15 protein-coding genes and 1 pseudogene are annotated in these 18,874 nt (G+C 73.0%); 9 read left to right on the top strand and 7 right to left on the bottom strand.

Annotated features, from left to right (window positions below; all coding sequences use genetic code 11):
- Nucleotides 1-9 precede the first annotated feature (9 nt).
- The 5 genes from AC068B_RS33575 to AC068B_RS33555 all read right to left on the bottom strand — a co-directional run bounded on the left by AC068B_RS33575 (nucleotide 10) and on the right by AC068B_RS33555 (nucleotide 5,547).
- Entirely contained in the window at nucleotides 10-702 is a 693-nt protein-coding gene (locus tag AC068B_RS33575; RefSeq protein ID WP_478675315.1) for an HAD family hydrolase, read from the bottom strand.
- Nucleotides 703-728: 26 nt separating this feature from the next.
- Nucleotides 729-1,211, bottom strand: coding sequence for an Lrp/AsnC family transcriptional regulator (locus tag AC068B_RS33570; protein WP_055568291.1), 483 nt, complete (start codon nucleotides 1,209-1,211; stop codon nucleotides 729-731).
- A gap of 92 nt (nucleotides 1,212-1,303) precedes the next feature.
- The gene (locus tag AC068B_RS33565) at nucleotides 1,304-2,611 is read right to left on the bottom strand and encodes a ricin-type beta-trefoil lectin domain protein (protein WP_478675314.1); all 1,308 of its coding nucleotides are present in this window, start codon (nucleotides 2,609-2,611) and stop codon (nucleotides 1,304-1,306) included.
- A gap of 155 nt (nucleotides 2,612-2,766) precedes the next feature.
- Nucleotides 2,767-4,287: an MFS transporter gene (locus AC068B_RS33560; RefSeq protein ID WP_478675313.1), complete on the bottom strand. Its 1,521-nt coding sequence runs from the start codon at nucleotides 4,285-4,287 to the stop codon at nucleotides 2,767-2,769.
- An 84-nt stretch (nucleotides 4,288-4,371) separates the two neighbouring features.
- Nucleotides 4,372-5,547 carry an alpha-hydroxy-acid oxidizing protein gene (locus AC068B_RS33555; protein WP_478675312.1) on the bottom strand — a complete coding sequence of 392 codons (1,176 nt, stop codon included), beginning with the start codon at nucleotides 5,545-5,547 and terminating at the stop codon, nucleotides 4,372-4,374.
- Nucleotides 5,548-5,787: 240 nt separating this feature from the next.
- Here AC068B_RS33555 and AC068B_RS33550 point away from each other — a divergent pair, with 240 nt between their 5' ends.
- Entirely contained in the window at nucleotides 5,788-6,213 is a 426-nt protein-coding gene (locus AC068B_RS33550; protein WP_478675311.1) for an ATP-binding protein, read from the top strand.
- 12 nt (nucleotides 6,214-6,225) lie between these two features.
- Here AC068B_RS33550 and AC068B_RS33545 read toward each other — a convergent pair whose 3' ends face one another.
- A complete protein-coding gene (locus AC068B_RS33545) occupies nucleotides 6,226-8,139 on the bottom strand; it encodes an Hsp70 family protein (protein WP_478675310.1) in 1,914 nt (637 codons plus the stop codon).
- Between the two features lie 258 nt (nucleotides 8,140-8,397).
- Between AC068B_RS33545 and AC068B_RS33540 the strand changes: the two genes are divergently transcribed.
- The 8 genes from AC068B_RS33540 to AC068B_RS33505 all read left to right on the top strand — a co-directional run bounded on the left by AC068B_RS33540 (nucleotide 8,398) and on the right by AC068B_RS33505 (nucleotide 17,906).
- On the top strand, nucleotides 8,398-9,018 hold the full coding sequence (locus AC068B_RS33540) for an RNA polymerase sigma factor (protein WP_478675309.1): 621 nt from the start codon (nucleotides 8,398-8,400) through the stop codon (nucleotides 9,016-9,018).
- A 13-nt stretch (nucleotides 9,019-9,031) separates the two neighbouring features.
- Complete coding sequence (locus AC068B_RS33535; protein ID WP_478675308.1) at nucleotides 9,032-9,232, top strand: hypothetical protein; 201 nt, start codon at nucleotides 9,032-9,034, stop codon at nucleotides 9,230-9,232.
- Between the two features lie 24 nt (nucleotides 9,233-9,256).
- Nucleotides 9,257-11,545, top strand: a complete 2,289-nt coding sequence (locus tag AC068B_RS33530; RefSeq protein WP_478675307.1) for an Hsp70 family protein — start codon at nucleotides 9,257-9,259, stop codon at nucleotides 11,543-11,545.
- Between the two features lie 36 nt (nucleotides 11,546-11,581).
- Nucleotides 11,582-13,612 carry a dynamin family protein gene (locus tag AC068B_RS33525; RefSeq protein ID WP_478675306.1) on the top strand — a complete coding sequence of 677 codons (2,031 nt, stop codon included), beginning with the start codon at nucleotides 11,582-11,584 and terminating at the stop codon, nucleotides 13,610-13,612.
- Entirely contained in the window at nucleotides 13,609-14,427 is an 819-nt protein-coding gene (locus tag AC068B_RS33520) for a C39 family peptidase (RefSeq protein ID WP_478675305.1), read from the top strand. The genes AC068B_RS33525 and AC068B_RS33520 overlap by 4 nt, the downstream gene beginning before the upstream one ends.
- The gene (locus AC068B_RS33515) at nucleotides 14,420-15,019 is read left to right on the top strand and encodes a hypothetical protein (RefSeq protein ID WP_478675304.1); all 600 of its coding nucleotides are present in this window, start codon (nucleotides 14,420-14,422) and stop codon (nucleotides 15,017-15,019) included. Before AC068B_RS33520 ends, AC068B_RS33515 begins: the two co-directional genes overlap by 8 nt.
- Nucleotides 15,009-16,574 (top strand): dynamin family protein, encoded by a 1,566-nt coding sequence (locus tag AC068B_RS33510; RefSeq protein ID WP_478675303.1) that lies wholly within the window; start codon nucleotides 15,009-15,011, stop codon nucleotides 16,572-16,574. The genes AC068B_RS33515 and AC068B_RS33510 overlap by 11 nt, the downstream gene beginning before the upstream one ends.
- 375 nt (nucleotides 16,575-16,949) lie before the next feature.
- Nucleotides 16,950-17,906, top strand: a complete 957-nt coding sequence (locus AC068B_RS33505; protein WP_478675302.1) for a GNAT family N-acetyltransferase — start codon at nucleotides 16,950-16,952, stop codon at nucleotides 17,904-17,906.
- Nucleotides 17,907-18,131: 225 nt separating this feature from the next.
- Here the strand turns inward: AC068B_RS33505 and AC068B_RS33500 are convergent.
- Nucleotides 18,132-18,845, bottom strand: a pseudogene (locus tag AC068B_RS33500) (dioxygenase family protein); the annotation flags it as partial.
- Nucleotides 18,846-18,874 lie beyond the last annotated feature (29 nt).

The following is an 18,874-nucleotide window of genomic DNA, read 5'->3' as shown; positions in this document are numbered from 1 at the left end:
GCGCCGCCCTCACCGCTCCCGGCCCGCCGCAAGCACGTCCAGCGCGGCCTGCGCCGTGAACTCGTGCTGGCCGCCCCGGAACAGCAGCTCCGCGGCGGCGAAGGCCGGGTCGTCCGCGTGGGCGGCGACGTAGGGGACCGCGACACAGCGCATGCCCGCCGCGTGCGCCGCCGCGGCCCCCGGCGCCGCGTCCTCGAAGACCACGCAGTCCGCGGGCTCAGCGCCGAGCAGCGCGGCCGCCGCAAGGAACACGTCAGGCGCGGGCTTGCCGCGCGGGACCTCCTCGGCGGAGACGAACGTGGTCAGCCGGGCGTCCAGGCCCGTACCGGCCAGGATCGCCTCGATGGCCACGCGCGAGGAACCGGACGCCACGGCCATCGGCACCCCCGCGTCGTGCAGCTGCTCGACGAGCTTGCGCATCTCCGGATAGACCGGGGTGTCGGCGCGGGCCAGCGCCAGATAGCGGCGGTCGAGGTCGGCGAGGAGGTCGGCCACCGATGCCGCGATCCCGTACTTCCGCTGCCAGAGCGCGAGCGTCTCGTGGGAACTGATGCCGACGTACTGCTCGTTGTCGGCCCAGGTGTACTCCCGGCCCGTGCGCTCGGCGAGCAGGGCCCGCGAGGCTTCGTAGTAGTTGGGCTCGCTGTCCACGAGGGTGCCGTCGAGGTCGAAGACGACCGAGGTTCTGCCGAAGGTGCTCATGACCTCCAGCATGCCAAACCGCCTGGTCAACCCTGCCCGGTGGCCGACCTGCCGACCGATTCGACCAGCGGGAGCAGCCGGTGCGGCACCCGCTCCCGCAGCGCCATCTCCGTCCGGGTGCGCACCACGCCCGGCAGGTTGATCAGCTGCTGGATGACGTCCTCCAGGTGCCCGTTGTCGCGGGCCGCGACGCGGGTCAGCAGATCGCCGCCGCCCGTGATCGAGTGCGCCTCGATGATCTCCGGCACGGCGGCGAGCGCGTCGCCCACCTCGTCCAGGTGTCCCTGTGTGACCTCGATGTGGACGAAGGCGAGCACGGGGTGGCCGAGCGCGGCGGGGGAGAGGAAGGGGCCCGTGCCGGTGATCACGCCGTCCCGCTCCATGCGGTCGAGCCTGGCCTGCAGGGTGCCGCGGGCGATGCCGAGGACGCGGGCGTACTCGCGCAGGCTGGTGCGGGGCTGTTCGAGGAGCAGCCGGAGGATGCGGGTGTCGAGTTCGTCGACGGCCATGGTCCGAGGTTCTCCCAGGTGGGCGGGGTTGATCGCAGGTGACTGTAGCCGCTTCGGCTGCTCCCGCGGACGCGCCCGCCCACCCCGGCGCGCTACTTGGGCGTGACCCAGACCTGGCGCTTGTACGTGTTCGCCGTGGACAGCTGGACCTTGGTGCTGTTGGCGGTGGAGCCGCCCTTCACATCGAGGACCTTGCCGGACGCGACGTGCACGATCTGCCCCTTGGTGTTGACCTTCCAGCGCTGGGAGGCGCCGCCGGTGCAGTCCGAGAGGGAGATCTTGTTGCCGTTGGTGCTCGCGTTGCGGTAGTTGTCCAGGCACTTGCCCAGGGCGCGGATCGAGCCGTCCTTCTGGAGGATCCAGGATTGCCCGGCACCCTTGTTGCAGGTGTAGATCTGGATCTGGGTGCCGTTGGCCGCCTTGCCGCCCTTGGTGTCCAGGCACTTGCTGCCGATGCCGGTCACCTTGCCCTGCGGGGGCAGCGCGGCGCCGCCGCCCTTGGCGAGGTAACGCAGGCCCTGCATGTCGTACTGCTGGACGTAGGTGCCCGCGCGCTTGTCCTGGTACGCGGTGGTGGGCGTGCACATCACCGGGAACTGGCCGGAGTCCGAACCCTTGACGCAGTCGCCGCGGGTCGCGCTGCGGTTGGCGTGCCCGAGGCCCATCGTGTGCCCGAGCTCGTGGCTGATGTGGTTGCGGAAGTAGGTCTCGCCCATGGACGGGGCGGGCTTGCCGCTCGCGGTGAGGAACTCGTCGTCGATGTACGCGTGCCCGCTGGTCACCGTGTCGGCGACGGACGAGGCGTAGAAGCCGCAGCTCAGGCTCTTGCTGCCGGACCCGTCGCGGACCACCTTCCAGCCCGTGGAGCCGCCGTCGGCCGGGGGCACGCAGGGCCGGTGCAGGACGCCGACGACGATCTCGCCCTTGGGCCGGACGTAGCCCCAGCCCACCGGCTGCGTATCGACACTGATGGGGAGCGTCGTGACGCGCTGGAGGTCCGCGGCGGACTTCTTCACGTAGGGCGCGAGCCAGTCGGCGGACTTCTTGTCGTAGAACTTGATGGTGTAGCCGGTGGCGAGGTACTTGGACGCGCCGCCCGAATTCCAGCCCGTGCCGTGCGGGGCGGCCGCGGCGGCCTGCCCCGACGAGGCCGACGAACGCGCTGCGGGCGCCGACTTCAGCGACATGGTGCCGTCCTCGAACGACGTGCCGTCCGAGCGGGTGGCGCCGAAGTCCGCCGCCTCGGCGGCCGGGTGGGCCGCCGTCGGCTTCTCGTCGCCGCCGCCGGTGCCGAACGCGACGGGCGAGAGCTGGACCCCCGCCACGACGGCCGCAGCGGCGCCCACTGCGGCCATCGCCATGCGGCGCTTGCGTGCGCCGCGCTTACGTATGGAACTCAATTCCCCGTTGTCCTCTCACTGACGAGCATGTGTCGGCCCCGGGTCCGCTCCAGTGCGGGATCCGGGGCCGAACAGATGATAGGCGTGAAGTGAGGGGCTGTTGTTGACAGTTGCGACGCCTGTGACACGACGCACCGCTCGGTGCGCGCCCTACGTCAGTGCGCGTCCTCCGTCGGGCGCAGGCCCTTGGGGATCTTCGCCCAGGTGAGCGCCGCGGCGGCCAGCGGCAGCGCGGCCGCCATCAGGAACGTCGGCGTCATCCCGGAGGTGAACGCGCCCGCGGCCCGCGTCAGGAGCTCGGCACCGGCCGGGCCCGTGAGCTCGGAGGCCACCCGGGCCGCCTCGCCGATCGAGTCGCGCACGGACGCCGTGGTGTCGGCCGCGAGACCGAGGTCCGGCAGGTTCACGCGGTACAACGCGGTGGCGATGCTGCCGAGCACGGCCACGCCCATCGCGGCGCCTAGTTCGTAACAGGTCTCCTCGACCGCCGCGGCGCCGCTGACGTCCTCGGCCGGAGTGGCGGCCATCAGCGTCACGGACGCGGCGGTCGTCGCGATGCCGACGCCGCAGCCGAGCACCGCGAGCGAGACGGCGACCTCGCCGTAGCCGAGCGGCCCCGACAGCTGGAGCAGCCACGGCAGGGCGAGCCCCGCCGTCATCATCAGCAGACCGCCGCCCATGACGTGGCGGATTGGCAGCCGGTGCATCAGCGCGGGGGTGACCAGCGAGGTGAGCACCAGGCCGAGCGGCGCGGGCAGCAACCGGACGCCCGCCTCCAGCGGGGAGTAGCCCTGTCCGTACTGGAACCACTGGGTGATCAGGAACAGCGCCGACCCCAGCGCGATCATGCCGAGGAAGATCGAGGCCGCGGCGATGGCGAAGGGACGGGACGCGAAGAGGCGCACCTGCAGCAGCGGGTGGTCCAGGCGCAGCTGGCGGCGTACGAAGACCGTGAGGGTCACCGCGGCGACGACCAGGAGCGCCCAGGCGGCGGGGTCGGCGGGGCCGCCCTTGCCGAGCTGCTTGATGCCGCCCGCGAGGGCGAGCATGCCGACGACGGACTGTCCGACGCCCCACCAGTCCCAGCGGCCCTCGCGGGGCTGGTGGGACTCGGGCAGGATCCACAGACCGAGCGCGATGATCACCAGCGCCACGGGGATGTTGATCAGGAACGCGGACTGCCAGCCGTTGTGCTCGACCAGCAGGCCGCCGATGACCGGACCGAGCGCCATGCCGCCACCGAAGACGGCCGACCACACCGCATAGGCGAGGGCGCGCTCGCGGGCGTCGGTGAAGACCCTCCGCAGGATCGACAGGGTGGCGGGCATGATCGCCGCGCCACCGGCACCGAGCAGCGCCCGGGCGGCGATCACCTGCCAGGCGGCGGTCGCGAAGACGGCGAGCAGCGAGGCGAAGGCGAAGACGCCGAAGCCGATCAGGAGCAGCCGCTTGCGGCCCCACCGGTCGCCGAGCGCACCCGCGGTCACGAGGAGTCCGGACAGCACGAGGGCGTAGATGTCGATGATCCACAGCTGCTGCACGGCGCTGGGACGCAGATCGGAGACCAGGGAGGGGAAGGCGACGTTCAGGATCGTGGTGTCCATGGCGATCAGCAGGAGACTGCCGGAGAGGATCGCGAGGACGGCCCAGCGCCGTGGATCACGCTGCGGGGTCATGGGGAGTAACACCTCAGTTCCGAATGAGACACTAATGTCTCACACGAAACGTACGAGTGTCCACTGAACCGTCGGTGCGGACGGTCACCGCACGTGCTGGAGCGCCTCCGGGGTGAGATCCACGAGGGTCGGGTAGCCGTCGACGGCCATGAGGAGATCGGCCTCGGCGAGCAGCGAGCGCAGCACGTGCGTGACCCCGTCGGCCCCGCCGATGCCGAGCCCGTACGCATACGGGCGGCCCACTCCGACGGCGGTCGCGCCGAGGGCGACGGCCTTGACGATGTCCGCGCCGCTGCGCACCCCCGAATCGAAGAGGACCGGCAGCCCGCCGGCGGCCTCGACGACCGCGGGCAGCACGTCGAGCGCGGGCAGCCCGCCGTTGGCCTGGCGCCCGCCGTGGTTGGAGCAGTAGATGCCGTCCACCCCGCCGTCCCTGGCCCGGCGCACGTCCTCGGGGTGGCACAGGCCCTTCACGATGAGCGGCAGGGACGTCAGGGAGCGCAGCCACGGCAGGTCGTCCCAGGTGAGCGGATTGCCGAAGACCTGCACCCACTTGAGGACCGCGGACTGCATGTCCTGCTCGGGTTCGGCGGGCAGCTGGGCGCGGAAGACCGGGTCGCTCGTGTAGTTGGCCAGGCAGTGCCCGCGCAGCTGGGGGAAGTTGGAGGTGCCCAGGTCGCGCGGGCGCCACCCGGTGATCCAGGTGTCCATGGTGACGACGATCGCCTTGAACCCGGACTTCTCCGCCCGGCGCACCAGGCTCTCGGCGAGCGCGCGGTCGGTCGGCGTGTACAGCTGGAAGAGGCCGGGCGTCCCGCCGAGCTCGGCGGCGACCTCCTCCATCGGGTCGGCGGACAGAGTGGAGGCGATCATCGGCACCCCGGTCCGTGCGGCCGCCCGCGCGGTCGCGAGATCACCGTGTCCGTCCTGCGTGCAGATGCCCAGGACCCCGATGGGCGCCATGAACAGGGGAGAGGGCAGCGTCATGCCGAACAGGTCGACGGAGAGATCGCGCTCCGCGGCTCCCACGAACATGCGCGGGATCAGCCCCCAGCGGTCGAACGCGGTGACGTTGGCGTCCTGCGTGCGTTCGTCGCCCGCGCCCCCGGCGACGTACGAGACGACCGAGGGAGGCATCGCGGCATGAGCGCGCGCCTCCAATTCCGCGTACTTCATGGGGTACTTGGGGGCGACGCCGCGCAGACCGTCGAGGTAGATCTCGTCCTGGTAGTCCTTGAAGGGGCGGGGCGTCGGAATCATGGGCGGCCTTTCCCAGCAGGACGGATCGGATGACCGCTCAGTCTGGTTCGAAGCTGACGTCAAGGTCAATGCATGGCCGAGCGAGGCATTGCCCGGGAAGCGGCGACGGGCGGATTGGGGATCTTCCCGCGAGGGCATCACCGTGGGGCAGGACAGGTCGCACCGGATGGGGAGCGACCCCGGTGGCGACGTTGTTCGCGGGTGGACACCGGTCCGTCTCAGGGAGGGGAGTGAGCTGCCATGCGTGCGCAACAGCGCGCCCATCGGCCCACGGAACGGGTGGAGTACGCGCTGCCGCAGGAGCCTGCGTCGGCGGGCCGCGCGCGGAAGCTGGCCTCGGGGTTTCTCGCGGGGTCCCGGCGCCGCAAGACGGAGGTGGACGCCGAGCGGGTGGACGACGCCGCACTGATCGTCTCCGAGCTCGTGTCCAACGCGCTGCGACACGGCGACGGCGGCTGCAGGCTGCGCGTGGTGGTGTCCGGAGGCAGGGTGACCGTCGAGGTCACCGACGCCAGTCCCGAGCGCCCCCGGTTCCAGAAGCAGAGTATGGACAACACGGACAAGGAGAGCGGGCGCGGCCTGGCGATGGTCAGGCACCTGACCCGTCGCCTGGAGGTCGTGGGCGCACACCGCGGCGGCAAAACGGTGCGGGCGGTGCTGGCCTGAGCCCTGTCGGGGTCAGGAGATCCCGGGCGCGGCTTCGTCCGCGAGCGCGGTCAACTCCGCGGCGACGGCCGCGGAGACGTCGTGCGCCAGTGTGTCGCCGCTCTCCGTCAGGAACTGGTCCGCCATCTGCTGCGCCAGCTCCGCCTCCGCCGACGCGGCCTTCCCGCGCAGCTTCGCCGCGAGCGAGGCCTCCGACTTGGCGCGCCGCACCCACATCGGGATGTCGGCGGTACGCATCCGGCGCATCGCCTCGCCCTTGCCCGCGGCGAGCCCCCACAGGGCGGCGAACGGGCCGGTCGTGGCGATGAGCGCGGTGCCCGTGCCGAGGAGCACCGTCGTGACGACGGTCGCGACGGCGACGTTCACCACGCGCGCCACGTTCGCCACGCTGTCGGCCGCCGCGCCCGAGTCCGCCCGGACGGCGAACTCACCCGCGCCCGTCACGGTGACCTCGGGGAGCCGCAGGGCATGTGCGGGAAGCCGCCACCGCTCCGCCAACGGCGCTATCAGTCCCTCCAGTTCGGGAGCGATGCCGTTCTGCCAGTCGGCGACGGCCTGCTTCAGCCGTGGGTCCGCGGGGTCCATGAGCTCCGCGTGGACATCCGCGGCGACCCGCTCCGCCATGTCCTGCAGCGTCGTGAACTCGCCCTTGCGCCAGCGGCCGAAGGCCGGAATCACATGACGCTCCGTCATCCCGTCGGCCACCGCTGAGCCCAGCGCCAGCGCGAGCTCGGGCAGGCGCTCCCGCGCGGTCTCCTCGACCGCCTCGCCGCGCAGCAGCTCCGCGATCCCCCCACGGAACCCCGCGGTGCGCACCGAGGCGCGGCCCGCCAGGGCCAGTCCCCGGGCGACGGCGAACTCCGGCTCGCCGCCGATGACCACCCGGTCCGGATCGCCGACGAGCTCACGGGCGATCTCGCGCAGGAAGCCCATGCGCGAGGGGCCGCCGGTCAGGAGCACCAGAGCGGCGGGGCCCGGCAGGCTGCCGAGGGCCGAGGCCAGGTTCTGCCGGAAGGCGTCCCGCCAGGACAGCCCGCCGAGCTCCGTGCGCGGGGAGTCGAGGACCTCCCGCATGTCCGCGTACGAGAGGCGGATGTCGACCATGACCTCCTCGCCGTCGTCCGCCTCGACGGTGTCCATCACCCCGATGCGCTCCTTCGGGTTCGCCGCCAGGCGCTGCTGGTCCGCGCGGAAGAACTCCTCTTTGGCTTTGCGGCACAGGAGTTCGAGGTGGCGTGCCTGGGCGGGGGAGACCACGAGGATCTTCTCCAGGAGGCGCCGCTGCGGGCTGCGGAGCACGAGGCGGTGGTAGATCTCCTTCTCGATCAGCGCGGCGCCGAGCCTGATGGAGGCGTGGTCGACGGGGTGGCCGCCGTGCTCCGAGACGTAGGTGAAGTCCTGTGTCGACGCTCCGTTGTCCACGATCAGGACCGGGCCGCTCCCCCGGTGCGCGGACTCACGGGCGTACAGCAGCGCCGCCCGTGACTCGGGGACGATCTCCACGGAGCCGGGGCAGAGCTCCGCCAGTATCCCGGCGTACTGCGCGCGAGCCTCCTGCGGCCAGCCGGAAGGAGTGCCGAACACCCACCGCAGCTCCTGCCCCGGGCGCGGTGGCGTCGCTTCGAGGACGTCCTCGGCGATCCGCGACACGAACAGCCGCAGGGGCGCGACCACTTCGGGCAGCCCCAGCTCCGGGCTCCTGAAGTCGAGGTACGGGCTGCCGTCGCGGGCCGCGACCGCGCTCTCCCCGACGAGGACGCCGCGCGAGGGGTGGTCGAGCACCGCGGAGACGTGCCGTCGGCCCCGGCTGCCCGGCAGGTCGAGCACCTCGGGCGGCACGGCGAGGTCCGCGCGGGCGACGGCGAGGGCGGTCTCGCCGTGCCCCAGGTCGAAGCCGATGACGACGATGGCGGCCGGTTCGGTCACGGGTCGGTCCTCCTCGGTGGGCGGCAGCGGACGCTGCCGTCCTCGGATCGCCGCGGACCCCGGAAAGTTCCCGGACCCCGCCGGTGTACCGGTCGGCCTACGCGCAAGCCCCGGGCGCCGCCTACTGCGACGGGACCACTTGCGCGCCGGTCGGGCCCGAGCGATCGGGGCGGACACGGGAGTGGTCCTACGGTGGGAACCGGCCGCGCTCCGCAGGAACTGGCTCGCGCGGCCGCTCTCGGGGGCGGGTGATGCGTCGTGGATCTGACGCACGGCACGGCACAATGGGCGCACGGCACGGCGGAACGGGTTCCGGACACCGAGCTGGTGGCCCGCTGCAGGGCCGGGGACCGCGAGGCGTTCGCCGAGCTCGCCGCACGCCACCGGGCCAAGGTGTACGCCGTCTGCCTGCGTGTCACCGGCAACCCGGAGGACGCGGCCGACGCGGCGCAGGAGACGCTCACGCGCACCTGGCGCGGCCTGGTGGGCTTCCACGGCACCGCGCGCTTCTCCACCTGGCTGTACCGGATCACGGTCAACGCCGCGCTCGCCGAGGTGGAGCGGCGTGCCGCGCGGCCCAGGCCCGCGGGCCTCGACATGCCGGACGAGACGTACGACGTGCCCGCCGTCGCGGAACGCGTCGTGACGATGCTCTCGGTGCAGGCCGCCCTGGACCGGGCGCCCCCGGAGTACCGCGCGGCGATCGTGCTGCGCGAGTGCCTGCAGTGCAGCTACGCGGAGGTCGGCGAGATCCTCGGCATCCCGCTGAACACCGTCAAGAGCCGCATCTCCCGGGCGCGTCAGGCGCTGCTCGTCCTGCTGGGCCCGGATCCCGACGAGGGTGCGGTGGAGCGCGGGGAGGCCCGACGTGAGAGGTGAGGAGTGGGCCGACATGTCGGTCTACCCCGACGTCGACCCGGAGCGGGCCGGTCCCGCCCCGCTGCTGCGCAGGCTCTCCGCGGCCATCGGGGACGTCCCCGACGACGCGTGCGGAGCTGCCGACTGGGTGCGGATGGTGGCGGCCGCGACGCGCGCGGGGGACACCCGTGGCGCGCGGCGGACCGGCGGACGGCGACGGCACGGGGAGCCATGAGTGACGGAAAACGGGGAGACGACCATGGAACAGCCCGTCCTGGCCATCGACTTCGGGACGTCGGCGTCCTCGGCCGCGCTGCTGACCGACACGGGGACCCGGCTCCTGAAGGAGCGCGCCACCGGCTCGTGGGCCTGGCCCTCGGCGGTCTGCCTGCGGGACGACACCCTGCTGATCGGGACCCCGGCCGAACACCGCAAGAAGGTGCGCCCCGAGCTCTACCGCAGCGAGTTCAAGCGGGACATCGGGCAGGACGCGCCGATCCCGCTCGGCGAGCGGTCCTTCGCGCCGGGCGACCTCGTGGCCCGGGTGCTCGCGGCCTTTCGCGACGAGGCGGAGCGGCTGCTCGGCGGGCCGGTGGACCGGGCCGTGCTCACCGTCCCCGCCGCGTACGGACCCGCGGACCCGCGGCGGCAGGTGATGCTGGAGGCGGGCCGGGTGGCGGGCTTCGGCGCCGTCGAACTCCTCGCCGAACCGGCGGCCGCCGCGTACGCACCCGTGGCGGGCAAGCCCGTCGGCCCCGGACAGACCGTCCTCGTCTACGACTTCGGCGGCGGCACCTTCGACGCCGCGCTCGTGCGGCTGCGCGCAGGCGGCAGCCACGAGGTCCTCGGGCACGACGCTCTTGAGGACTGCGGCGGCAGCGACATCGACGCGCTGCTGCTCGCCGAGATCCGCAGGCGCGGAGGCGAGGCGATGGCGGCCGCGCTGCGTCCGGCCGCCGAGACGGCGGGCGCGCGCACGGCGGCCCGCAGGAACGCCCTGGAACTGGGCGACTTCGCCCGCGGCCTCAAACACCAGCTGAGCGCGGACAGTTACGTCGAGGACATCTTCGGCTCGACCGACGTCGTCGTAGAACTCGACCGCAAACGCTTCGTCAAGATCGTCGAACCCCTCCTGGCCCGCACCATCGACTGCTGCCGGAACCTGCTCACCGCGGCGGAACTGACGGTGGAACAGGTCGACGCCGTGCTCCTGGTCGGCGGGACCACCCGCATGCCCGCCATCGCCGACCTCGTCCAGCAGGCGCTCGGCCGCCCGCTGCGCTCCGTCGAGGACCCCGAGCTCGCCGTGGCGCAGGGCGCGGCGAGATGGGCTTCGTACGCCCGTGAGCGCCACCTCGTCCCGGCGCACCACCCGCGCGGCGAGCGCCCGCTGAGCTGGCAGTTCGCCGAAGGCACGGTGGAGCTCGTGCAGTGGCTCCAGGCGCCGGGCGCCGACTACGAGGCGGGTGAGGCGCTCGCCCTGGCCCGGCCGTCCGACGGCAGCCTGTGGGAGCTGCGCGCCGAGGGCCGCCCCGGCCGGATCGTCGCCCAGCACGCGGCGGTGGGCCAGACCGTCGTGTCGGGGGACTGGCTGGTCACGGTGGGCGCCCCGGCCCCGGAGACCCAGGAGGTTCCGGAGCGCGACGGCGCGACCGCGTGGCTCTCCGACGGCTGGCTGCTGCGCACGGTCCGGCACGCCAAGGACAGCGAGGTCGTCCCGCCGTCGCTCAGCACGGACGGGGATTGGCTGGCCACCGGGGCGTCCGACGGCACGGCACGCGTGCTGGAGATGGCCACCGGACGGACCCTCACGACCGTCCGGCACCCCGAGCCCGTGCTGACCGTGGCCGTGGGTGACGGTGGCAGCCTGCTGGCCTCGGGCGCCCGGGCCCCGGACGCCCGGCTGAGCAGGCACTCCGACTCCGTCCTGGTCTCCACCCACGGCGACTGGGTGCGGGCCGTGGCGGTGACCGAGGACGGGCGGTGGTTCGCCTCGGGCTCCGACGACGCGGTCGCCCACGTCTGGGACGTACGGGCCCGCCGCCGCATCGCGAGCCTGCGCCACGAGAGCTGGGTGCTCGCCCTCGCCCTGAGCGCCGACGGCAGCGTGCTTGCCACGGGGGACCGCGACGGCACCTGTCATGTCTGGTCGGTGCCGGACGCCACGGAGACGTGGTCGATCCCGTACGAGGGCGCCGTGAACGGGGTGTCCCTGAGCGCGGACGGCGAACGGCTGGCCGTCGGGGTGCAGAGCGGCCGCGTCCACGTGTGGGACCTGCCGCGCCGGTACTGCCTCCTGGCCCAGGACCACGTAGCCGCGGTGAACTCGGTCTCGCTCAGCTCGGACGGGAGCCTGCTCGCGGTCGCTCCCGCCCTGTGGTCGGCGCAGGTCAGGGCCGTCGACACGGACCGGCTGCTGTGCGAGATCGCACATCCCGAGGCGCTGACCGGCGCGTCCCTCAGCGGCGACGGCCGCCGACTCGCCACCTCCTGCCAGGACGGCACGGCGCGGGTCTGGGCCCTCACCCAGGAGGACCAGGCGTCCTGACCGCCGACCAGGAGCATTCGTACGAAGGGGGAGAGCATGCGTACGTACGAGGCGCTGCGGAGCGAAGTCCTCGGCCTGTTCGGGGGGTTGGCGAAGGCCGCGGCGGAGCAGGGGGCCGAGGAGAGCGCGCGGCGTGTCGGCGCGGCCCGCGAGCGGCTGACCGAGGGCCGCCTCACCGTGGTCGTCTGCGGCGAGTTCAAGCGCGGCAAGTCCAGCCTGCTGGGCGCGCTGCTGGAGGATCCCGACCTCTTCCCGGTGGACACGACGTACGCCACCCGACTCGTGACGACCGTGCGGTACGGCGAGACGGAGCGGATCACCGTGCTGCTGGACGGCGCGGAACAGGACGGGCCCGGCGCGGAGCTGGAACATCGCGCCATCGACCGCTCGGAGATCGCGGACTACGCCACCGAGGGCGGCAACCCCCACAACGTGCGCCGCGCCCGCCTGGTGGAGATCGAGACTCCCAACCCGCGCCTTGCGTCCGGCGTGACCGTCCTGGACACACCCGGGGTGGGAGGCGTCTACCGCGAGCACACCGCCGTGACCGCCGCCTTCCTGCCGAGCGCGGACGCCCTCCTCTTCGTCGCCGACGCCACCCAGCCGCTGACCGAGAGCGAGCTGGTCTTCCTGCGCCAGGCGGCCGGGGCCGCCAAGGTCACCGACGACGTCGACGGCATCGTCTTCGTCCTCACCAAGACGGACGTGCCCACCGACACCGCGGGCATCCGCGAGAACACCGTCGCCAAGCTCGCCGAGGCCACCGGGCGCCGCCCCGATGAGCTGCCGCTCGTGGCCGTCTCGAACCTGGCCAAGCAGCGCCACCTCGCAACCGGCAGCGAACGCCATCTCGCCCTCAGCAACTTCCCCGCCCTGGAAGCCCTGTTGTGGCAGGCGCTGGAACGCCGCCGCGCGAAGCTCCTGCTCGGCGGCGCCCTCGCCGACCTCGACGCGGCGGCGCTCGCCCTGCTGCGGCCCGTGGAGACCGAGCTCGAAGTGCTCACGCAGCAGACGGAGAGTGAACTCGCGCGTCTCGAAGGCGAGTTGGAGCTGCAGAAGGCGCGTCTCGCGGGGCTCGGGAAGGGGGAGGCGGGCTGGCGGGCGGAGCTGCGGCGGCAGTTCGCCGCGCTCGGCCGCAAGCTGCGCAGCGAGGGCCGCGAAGGCATCGACACGGTGTGGAACACCTTCCAGACCGACTACCTCTACCGGGACATTTTCCTCGCCGCTCCCGAACGCCTCGTCGGACAGCTCTCCACGCACGCCGGGGCCGTCGTCGCGGGCCTCAACACCCTGGCGAACCGCAGGTCGGCGCGGATCCTGCGCGAGTTCAGCGCCGTGCACGGCCTCGACCTCGCCGAGCAGAAGGTCGGCACGCTGCCCGACCCGCCGGTCCCCTCCCTGAAGGTGACGGGCCGCCTCGGCGACGAGCGCGCCCCGGGAGGCGGGATGCGGGCCGTCCGTGAGACGTCCTTCGGTACGTCGATGGGTGCGGGCATGGGCTTCGTGATCGGCAGCTTCGCGGGACCCGGACCCGGCAGCGTGATCGGCGCCGCCATCGGGGCGCTGGTCGGCGCGGGCATCAGCCTCGCCAGCGCCGTCCGCACCTCGCGGCACTCCGACCGGAAACAGCAACGCCACAGCCTGCAGACCGAGTTGGCGCCGCTACGCCAGACCCAGCAGCGGCACGTCGAGGACGCCGTCGCCGAGATGACCGACGAACTGATCGCCGCCGTCATGGCGGAGCTGGACAGCCGGATCCGCCAGGAACACGAGAGCGTCAGCGCGTCCCTGGCCCGGATCGGCGACGCGCGGGCGGCGACCCGCGCCCAGGCGGCCGAGCGCACCACGGGGCTGCGGCAGCGGCGGGCGCCCCTCCTCGACGTACGCAAGAAGGCCGAGTCCCTGAAGGCGGAGGCAGCGGCGCTGGGGCGCGCGAGGCAGCAGCGTGCCGAACCGAAGCGCGCGGAGTCGAAGCGCGCGGAACCGAAGGCCGGTCCCGCGGAGAAGAAGGCGCCCGCTCCTGAGGGCGGGCAGGGCAACGACGACGGTGGGTGGGCGGACGCATGAGCTTCGAGGACTCGTACGACGATCTGGAACCCGGGACCGAGGAGAGCAGTGCCTTCGAGGATCCCCTGCTCCAGGATCCGGACCTGGAGACGGATCCAACCCTGGACCCGTACCTGGAGACGGATCCGACCCTGGATCCGGATCCGGATCCGGATCCGGATGCGGACCTCGGCCCGGATGCGGACCTGGACACCGACACCGACACCGACACGGATACGGACGCCGACACGGATACGGACGCCGACACCGCCGACGCGGACCTGGACGCCAGCCAGGACGACATCGACCTGTGGCACGAGCAGGAGGCCCCCGACACGTGTGCCATCGCGGGCCAGGAGTTCCTCATCGACCGGTTCACCGGTACCGACCACACCGAGGAGGAACTGGTCGCCGTCGCCGAGGCCAACGACTGGTACCGGCCGGGCGGCGGCACGCCCATCGAGGACGTCGGCAACCTCCTGGAGCACTACGACGTGCCCGTCGAACGCACCCAGGGAGACACCCTCGACGACCTGGAGTCGTCCCTGTCCGACGGGGAGGGCGTCCTGGTCGCCGTCGACTCCAGCGAAATCCTGCCCGACGCCCCGGACAGCGAGGCGCTCGCCGACGCGTCGGGCATCCCCGGCCAGGGCGCCGACCACGTCGTCCAGGTCATCGGCTTCGACCGCAGTGACCCCGACGACCCGCAGGTGATCCTGAACGATCCCGGCCGACCGGACGGCGCGGGCCTCGAAGTGCCCGAGGCGGACTTCCTCTCCGCCTGGGAGGACTCGGGCCGGTTCACGGTCACCGCGGGAGGGAGCGGCGATGTCTGATGCGGCCAAGGCCCCGGCGCGGCCCGGCGCCCCCACGCCCACCCCCGTCCCCGCCGCGGAGCTCCTCGAACGGCTGCGCCGCATGCCGCTGTTCCGGCAGCTCGCCCCCATGGAGTGCGGCATCGGCTGGCCGGTGCCGCTGCGGCTGGCCTCCGGCTCCGGTGCCACCCGCGTCTGTCTGCGGCTGCCGCTCTTCGGCATGCGCCCGCTGAGCGGCGGCGGCGCCGAACTGTTCCCGCCGTTCGCGACGGTCACCCTGGACCGCACCACCGGACGCCCCATGGAGTACGTCGACCTGCGTCTCACCCGGCCCTGGCCCCTGCCGGCCGGCGCGGAACCGGTGGGGATCTTCCCGCACGAGGCGGTCGAAGGGACCGTCGGCGACTACCGCGCCGCCCGGGAGGAACTCCTCGCGCTCTACGACGACCTGTGCGACAGCCTCGCCGCGCACACCCCCTTCGAGCGCCGGACCCGGTTCTCCGCCCTGCTGCGCAAGCTGCTCGAACCGGGGCTCGAACCGTACTACCGGGCGCTCGGACCCGACTTCTACGCCCACTTCCTCGGCCGTGCGGACGGCTCCGGTGCTCCGTGACCGGGCGGCGGCCGCATTCGCGGCCGCCGGTGAACTCCTGGGCGCGGCAGCGGAGTTCGACGAGGCGCGCGCCCTGCTTGCCGAGCAGCGCGCCCGGATCACGGCACCGCTGCGGATCGCGCTCGTCGGCCGGGTCAGCTCGGGCAAGTCCACCCTGGCCAACGCCCTGCTGGGCGGGGAGCGCGTGCCCACGGGCATCGAGGAGCTGACGTACAACGTCAACTGGCTGCGCCACGGCCCGGCCAGCACCCTCACCGTGCACTTCACCGACGGCTCGCCGCCGGAGCGCCGCGACATCGACGAACTGGAGAAGCTGACCGTACGCGCACGGCACACCCCCGAACTCGCCGAACTGCTGCGCCGCATCGACTACTTGGAGATCACCGACCCGCACCCCTATCTGCGCGCCTTCGACCTGGTGGACACCCCGGGCCTCGACTCGCACTTCGGCGAGGACTCCGCGAACACGCTGCGGTTCCTCGCCCTGGACGAGGGCGACGTGCGGGCGGCGACGCTGGGGCAGGCCGCCAAGGCGGACGCGCTCGTGCTCGTCTTCGCGCGCGGCCTCGCCTCGTCGGAGGAGGAGCTGCTGCGGGACTTCACGGGCTCGGACGTCTCGGGCGCCGGGCCCGTCACCACGGTCGGCGCGCTCACCAAGGTGGAGCTGTTCTGGCCCGCGCACGACGACCCGCTCGCCGAGGGCCGCCGGGTGGCCGGGCGCCTGATGGGCGCGGCGGGAGCCCGGCGGCTCCTGTACGACCTGTGCCCGCTGGCGAGCCTGGTCGGCGCGGCCGCGGGCAGCTGCACCGACGACGACTTCGCCGACCTCGTGGCGCTGGCCGGGCTGTCACCGCAGGATCTTGAGGACCGGGTGTACTTCGGGGCGGAGTTCGCCGGGGGTGACATGCCGGACGTGCCGGTCCCGGCGGCCAGGCGCCGCGCGCTCCACACCCGGTTCGGCGGCTACGGCATCGTGCTGGCGGCCCGGCTCATCCGCGAGGGCGTCGACACCCGCGAGGTGCTGCGGGCCGAGCTGTACCGCGCCAGCGGCATGGCGGACTTCCGCACCCTCCTCGCCGACCACTTCGGGCACCGCGCCGAACTGGTCAAACTGGCCCGCGCCGTCACGCACTTGAAGTCACTGCCGGACCTCGGCGGCGAGGCGCCCCGGGCCCGCGCGACGCTGCAGCGGGCCGCCGCGGCGGTCACCCGCCTGGAACACGCGGAGCACGCCTTCGCCGAACTCGCCGTGCTGCGCGGCCACTACAGCGGCGCCGTCGCCCTGGACCCGCCCGAAGCCGCCGACCTGCTGCGGATCACCGGCGAGTACGGCCACGCCCCGCACGAACTGCTCGGCCTGCCCGCGGACGCCCACGACACGGAGACCGCCGCGCGCGCCCGCGAGCGCCTCACCCACTGGGCGGGCCTGACGGCCGACCCGATGTACTCCGGCGCAACACGCCGCGCCTGTCAGGTCGTTCGCCGCTCGTACGAAATGCTGGTCGGCCGCCTGGACCGACCCGACCTGCATCGGGCGTCCGGTCCGTACGAGTGACCGACGCCGGGGTCCGACGCGCACGCAACGCCCGGACGGTGCGGGCGTCGCGGACCAGTGCCAGCGCGGCGGCGAGCACACCGACCGCGACGAGCGCCCGCCCCACGTCCGGCACGAACAGCAGGATCCGCGCCAGATCCACGCCCGTGACCTGCCGGGGAGCACCCACACGGCAAGGACGGCGAGGAGCAGGAAGCCCGCGGCCGTGGCGGCCCCGCCGCGGCCCTCGCCGCGCCCGCCGACCACCTCGCGACCGTCTTCACGGGCGTCTGCACGCTGCGGGACCGGGAGCCGGGGGAGCGGCCGTCGGCGCGGTAGCCCGGCGGCGCGGAAAGTCCGTTGCGAGCGGGGCCCCCGCCCCCGGACAGTGGAACCATGACCACGTCCCTGAAGCCGCCCCCCGGCCTGACCGTCCGGTCGGCGACGCTCGACGACGCGGCAGCGGTGTGCGAGCTGCTCAATGAAGTCGACCTGCTGGAGACAGGCCGTGCCGAGACTGATATCTCCGATGTCCGCGCCGATCTGAAGCACCCCGAGGTGGACCTGGCGCAGGACTCCTGGCTGCTCTTCGACGGCGACCTGCTCGTGGGGTACGCGCTGCTGTGGGACGAGTCCGGCGGCGAGCGCATCGACGTCGACCACTATGTCCTGCCCGGCAGGACCGAAGGCTCCCTGCACCTCCTCGACCTGCTGGAGAACCGCGCCGCGGAGCGGGCCGCGGCCAACGGCGCGCCGCGCGCCGTGGTGCACCTGCACCTCAACACCGAGCCCACCACGGACCCGCAACACCTCCATGAGCGAGGGTGGCGCACCGTCCGGCGCTACAACGTGATGACCCGTCAGGTCGACGCGGGGGCGGACCTGTTGCCCAAGCCGCCGCCCGGAGTGGTCCTGCGCCCCTGCCTCGCAGAGGAGGACCGCAGGCGCGCCCACGCCCTGCTCCAGGAGTCCTTCACGGACCACTTCGACCACCAGCCGCGCACCTACGAGCAGTGGCTCGACGACATCGACGCCGAGCAGGTCGACTGGTCACTCATCTGGGTCGCCCACGTCGAAGGAGTCGGCGACGCCGCCGTGCTGCGCACCCACAACAACCGCCCCTCGTCGGGCTGGATAGGCAACCTCGGCGTCCTGGCCGACGCCCGCGGGCGAGGCCTCGGCAGCCACCTCCTGCGCCACGCCTTCGGGCACTTCGCCGCGCTGGGCCGCGACCGCATCGGCCTCGGCGTCGACACCGACAACAGCAGCGGCGCACTCGGCCTGTACGAACGGCACGGCATGACCCTCGACCACGCGGTCGACACCTGGGAGCTGATCCGCCCGGCCGCTTGAGCCGACCCCGCTCACGGCCGGACGGATCCCGGCGCCCCCACCGGCACCGGTCCGTCGGGCCGCTCCTCGCTCTCGTAGCTCCACCACTGCGACTTGTCCATGAAGCCGAGGGGCGCCGCCGGGGTTACGGTGCGGGTGACCGGGCCCTTGTTCCTCGGACGGTCGGGACCGGTCAGTTGACCGGCGACGGCCGTCCAGGGTCGTACGGCGACCCCGCGGGGATCACTGCGGCACGTTCAGCACGAAGTCGAAGTCGGCCTCCTTCCCGTTTCCGACGGCACGTACGTTCATGAGGAGGCGGGGGTCGAAGATCGAGTCCGTGTTGTTGCGCGGCTCGCCGGGGAAGTACAGCTGCGTCGTGAGGATCGGACGCCCCGGGGCCTGCACCTTGACGTGCAGGTGCCGGGTGCGCCCCGGGTAGAGGCCGGGCACGATCGTGGTGAGCTTGAACGCGCCGTTCGCGTCCGTGAACTGGTGTCCGCGGAAGCGGTACCCCGCGTTGTCGTACGTTCCGTACGTGTCGGCCTGCCAGAAGTCCAGCAGGGCCCGGGGGATCGGCTTGCAGGCGCGCCCGAAGACGTAACCGGTGACGGTGAGGCGCACGCCCGGGGTGCCGGGCTGGACGAGCGAGGTGCGCTGCGGGGAGTTGGGCTTGAAGTAGGGCCCTTCCATCTGCGGAATGGTCGGGTCGTCACCGTCGTCGCAGGTCGGCGTCATCTCGGGCGCCTCGCCGCGTTCGGCGGCCGTCCGGGCCAGCGCGGGGACGCCCATCAGGGACACCGGTACGGCCATGCCCAGCGCGGCCGCGGCACGCAGGACGGTCTTGCGGCTTGGGCCCTTGCTGCCGTTGACGGGTGAACCTGGGTCGCTGCCCGTGCCCGGGGTGCCGTCCGCGCCGGGTATGCCGTCTCCGGTGGGGCTGCCGGTCTCTTGGTCCATCGCTCCTCCTGAGCCTGAGGGGGTGGGTG

The organism is Streptomyces sp. NPDC042371 (assembly GCF_056437465.1).
Note: the sequence above shows the minus strand (reverse complement) of the source record. Positions and strands in the feature narration are given on the sequence as shown.

Excerpts from the sequence above, each read along its gene's own strand:
- AC068B_RS33560 (WP_478675313.1), bottom strand. The coding sequence starts at position 4,287 with ATGACCCCGCAGCGTGATCCACGGCGCTGGGCCGTCCTCGCGATCCTC.
- AC068B_RS33535 (WP_478675308.1), top strand. The coding sequence starts at position 9,032 with ATGTCGGTCTACCCCGACGTCGACCCGGAGCGGGCCGGTCCCGCCCCG.
- AC068B_RS33550 (WP_478675311.1), top strand. The coding sequence starts at position 5,788 with ATGCGTGCGCAACAGCGCGCCCATCGGCCCACGGAACGGGTGGAGTAC.
- AC068B_RS33555 (WP_478675312.1), bottom strand. The coding sequence starts at position 5,547 with ATGATTCCGACGCCCCGCCCCTTCAAGGACTACCAGGACGAGATCTAC.
- AC068B_RS33520 (WP_478675305.1), top strand. The coding sequence starts at position 13,609 with ATGAGCTTCGAGGACTCGTACGACGATCTGGAACCCGGGACCGAGGAG.
- AC068B_RS33515 (WP_478675304.1), top strand. The coding sequence starts at position 14,420 with ATGTCTGATGCGGCCAAGGCCCCGGCGCGGCCCGGCGCCCCCACGCCC.
- AC068B_RS33575 (WP_478675315.1), bottom strand. The coding sequence starts at position 702 with ATGAGCACCTTCGGCAGAACCTCGGTCGTCTTCGACCTCGACGGCACC.
- AC068B_RS33570 (WP_055568291.1), bottom strand. The coding sequence starts at position 1,211 with ATGGCCGTCGACGAACTCGACACCCGCATCCTCCGGCTGCTCCTCGAA.
- AC068B_RS33505 (WP_478675302.1), top strand. The coding sequence starts at position 16,950 with ATGACCACGTCCCTGAAGCCGCCCCCCGGCCTGACCGTCCGGTCGGCG.
- AC068B_RS33530 (WP_478675307.1), top strand. The coding sequence starts at position 9,257 with ATGGAACAGCCCGTCCTGGCCATCGACTTCGGGACGTCGGCGTCCTCG.
- AC068B_RS33525 (WP_478675306.1), top strand. The coding sequence starts at position 11,582 with ATGCGTACGTACGAGGCGCTGCGGAGCGAAGTCCTCGGCCTGTTCGGG.